This is a genomic window from Methanosaeta sp. UBA356 (genome assembly GCF_002496465.1).
Classification (GTDB): Archaea; Halobacteriota; Methanosarcinia; order Methanotrichales; family Methanotrichaceae; genus Methanothrix; species Methanothrix soehngenii.
The window spans coordinates 1-2,921 of record NZ_DAKC01000052.1 but is presented as its reverse complement, the minus strand read 5'-3'; the positions used below and the strand labels follow the sequence as shown (position 1 = coordinate 2,921).

General features: G+C 47.0%; 3 protein-coding genes. All 3 read right to left on the bottom strand.

All coding sequences use genetic code 11. The features are described 5' to 3' along the window. Positions 1 to 140: 140 nt before the first annotated feature. A complete protein-coding gene (locus tag BP727_RS04390; protein WP_013718530.1) occupies positions 141 to 1,058 on the bottom strand; it encodes an IS481 family transposase in 918 nt (305 codons plus the stop codon). A 159-nt stretch (positions 1,059 to 1,217) separates the two neighbouring features. Further along, positions 1,218 to 1,598, bottom strand: a complete 381-nt coding sequence (locus tag BP727_RS04385) for a hypothetical protein (protein WP_048131737.1) — start codon at positions 1,596 to 1,598, stop codon at positions 1,218 to 1,220. Positions 1,599 to 1,634: 36 nt separating this feature from the next. Continuing rightward, a complete protein-coding gene (locus tag BP727_RS04380; RefSeq protein WP_013718532.1) occupies positions 1,635 to 2,690 on the bottom strand; it encodes a hypothetical protein in 1,056 nt (351 codons plus the stop codon). Between the last annotated feature and the right edge of the window lie 231 nt (positions 2,691 to 2,921).

Below are 2,921 nucleotides of genomic sequence, written 5' to 3'. Positions count from 1 at the left end.
TACTCAATTCCGGATACATACCGCCCTAGATATATTACACTGAAGATATTAATGGATAGAATCGAGTTTCTTGATTGTGTAGTCCTGAAATTATTTCGCGTCCGACCTAGTTTTATAGTGTTTAAATTATTCATATAATTTCACAACCCAAACAGTCTATGGCCAATTGCGAAATAAGCTTCCAATGGCATTTTTCGCCTGAAAGCCCTTTCTGGAGTCTCCAAGCTTTGGAAATTCAAGCTTCCATGAGGTCTATCGTTATACCAAGTGATAAACTCTTCGAATGAATGAAACGCAGGCCTGTGCTTGACGTATTCTCCGAAAAACCGTTCCAGCTTTCCGTTTGTCTGAGGATGCTTCGCTCTGGCTAATATAGGCTTGATGCCATATTTTTTGAGGTGATCTTTGAATTCGCTGTTCCAGCTTCCGTCGTCATGGATTCTGTGGGCTCCAAACTCGCTGCCATGATCGAGTATCAGCTCCCTCAAGGGACAGAGCCACCAGAATTTGTCCACTAATTGGTCGATTATCAGCATGCTGTTCTCTGTATTGATCTCGGTGAACTCCCCTCCGGCCAGCACCATCCTGGATGCATCATCCAGAATTACGCAAACCTTGACATCAGTCCCATCCCATTCATGCCAGTCAATATGCCCCGCTGACATGCTGTGCTTTCGTTCATAACGAACCCACTTCCGGCGCTTCTGTTTCTTTAGATCTTCCTGGGCCAGGCCTGCTGCCTTCAGGTACATGTGTATGCGATTATGTGATATGCAGATCTTAAATTGTTTCCGGATCACAGTCTCCAGCATGCGCGCTCCAAAGCGGTAGCGAGCATGGGCTGCTCTGATGGCCTCTGTCTCTTTCTCAGTGAAGGGTTTGCGGGGGCGACCAACTTTTTCGCCTAATACAGGTTCTTGCCCGGTCTCCTTGTATTCTTTAATGATCTGTTGGACTCTCCTTTGTGAGACCTTGACGTCCCGCGCAATCTCTTTTGTGGCTACCCCCTTGCGGTTTTGACGAAGGATATAACGAACCTTCGTCTTGTTCAATTTCATATCTTGGACTATGCGTCCAAGCTTAGATGATAGGCGAAATAATTTCGGGACTCTACACCCATAGTTTACCATAGTAAAACATATGAGCGCTTCGAATAAAGGGACGCTTCAACCTTTATCGGCATCTATAGGTGCTAAGATCGCCCCCGCTGAAGCAGCTCAGATCCGGGAGCTGATCGAGGCGGGGTTGTGCCTTGGCGAGTCCGATCTTGTCAGAGACGCCATCGGCCCAGACTGTTTGAAATCAAGGTCATCAAATGCAGGGACGTCGATTTTCAGATGGCTAAGAAAGAGATTTTGGGCTACTACAAGAGCAGAGGGGAAGCATGTCCAGATGAGGCGGCAAGTGATCTTGAGCTGGACTGTCATGAGATAGGCGATGCTCTTCATGCCTCGAAGATCTATGCCGAAGCCAGAAAGATAGATGGCCCGCAGGTGATTGTGAAGACAGGCAGGCACAAAGCTCAGAGCATTACTATGGTTGAGAATGCCAAAGCGATAATCATAATGAAGATGGGGACTTCCCGCTCCGCCCTTCACAATCCCACAAGTAAAAAAAAGTTTTGGAATTCTATCTCATTGATCATCTCCCCAACACACTTTGGCCACATATTGACCCGCATTATTCCCGGGATCTTTGTCATTAACGCCGAGCCAGAGCTCTCCCCCCTCGGGAGCAGTGAAAGTGGCATTGCTGCCAATGAAAATCGGCAAGCCTTCGGCGCCGATTCTTGCAATTAGCGACTCATGTCCCCAATCTGAACGGTAGGAGTAATCAGTCAGCCAATAGTCGACTTCATATGTTCCATCCGGTCCACAGGATATGCTTCCACTATTCGGCTGTACTGTACCAGTGGCAACAATGGAAATATTTTGCCCAGAGAGTATGCTGATGCCTGTATTGAACCATGACTCACCTGCCCATGCCGTGGGTGGCACTTTAAACTCGGTGCAGCCATTTGAATCTGATTCCTCAACTATTGCCGGGATCGGATCGGCTAAAAAACCATCCTCGAAGAAGGTAGTGTATCCCTCTTCTTTCATCTGATCGGTCCATTCATTCTTAGGCATTCCATTAAAGGGACTTGTTTCTCCCTCGCCATACAGATCATCTAAGGGAGATAAGGTGTCACGCATGGTGGCATGAGCCCATGCATCGAAGACATATTCCTTCCCATCATTATCGCGGATAAGGACTGCACCATGATCACTGTTAACGTTCAATGGATTATACGTATCCATTTCTCCTCCAATCTGACCGATACTCTGAGAATCGATACCCATCCCCGCAAAAATATCCTGCAAATTGAAGGTGTGAACCGAACATGTGAAGGCTGTTCTCTCATCAGCAAATAATTTATCGCTTATCCTTCCCCATACATCGTTACTGACCCCTGCATTGGATGCGCTGAGCTTTTTCAGATACTCGACAAATCCCGCTTTAGCTTTCTCTAAATTGCTCGCTGAAGCGAGAGAGGGATTATTCTTCACGATCTGCTCACCAAACTGACGGAGGACTTTTGCATCATCTGATTCCTGGTCTGATGCTGCTGGTTCGGCAATAACAATGAAAAAAAGCGCCAATACTATAGCCATCGGCAGCAGACGGTAGACTATTTTTTTCTTCAGCATGATCACTATCTCCTGGATTGGAAGCATTTAATCTTAGCCCTTTGCGTGTTTGTTCAATGATAATCCCACAGTGGACTGCTCCCTCCGTAAGGGAAAGAACGACCTGAACCTACCCGTCAACCGGGTCCGATGTTCCATAGCCGGAAGCAGCCTTACGAGCATGATTGGTTCTCCTGACTGGAATAGATAAACAATGTTCTCAGGAATGCTCTACAGTGCTGGGGCGCAGGG

Coding starts and splice junctions, on each gene's coding strand:
- BP727_RS04390 (WP_013718530.1), bottom strand. CDS start 1,058: ATGAAATTGAACAAGACGAAGGTTCGTTATATCCTTCGTCAAAACCGC.
- BP727_RS04380 (WP_013718532.1), bottom strand. CDS start 2,690: ATGCTGAAGAAAAAAATAGTCTACCGTCTGCTGCCGATGGCTATAGTA.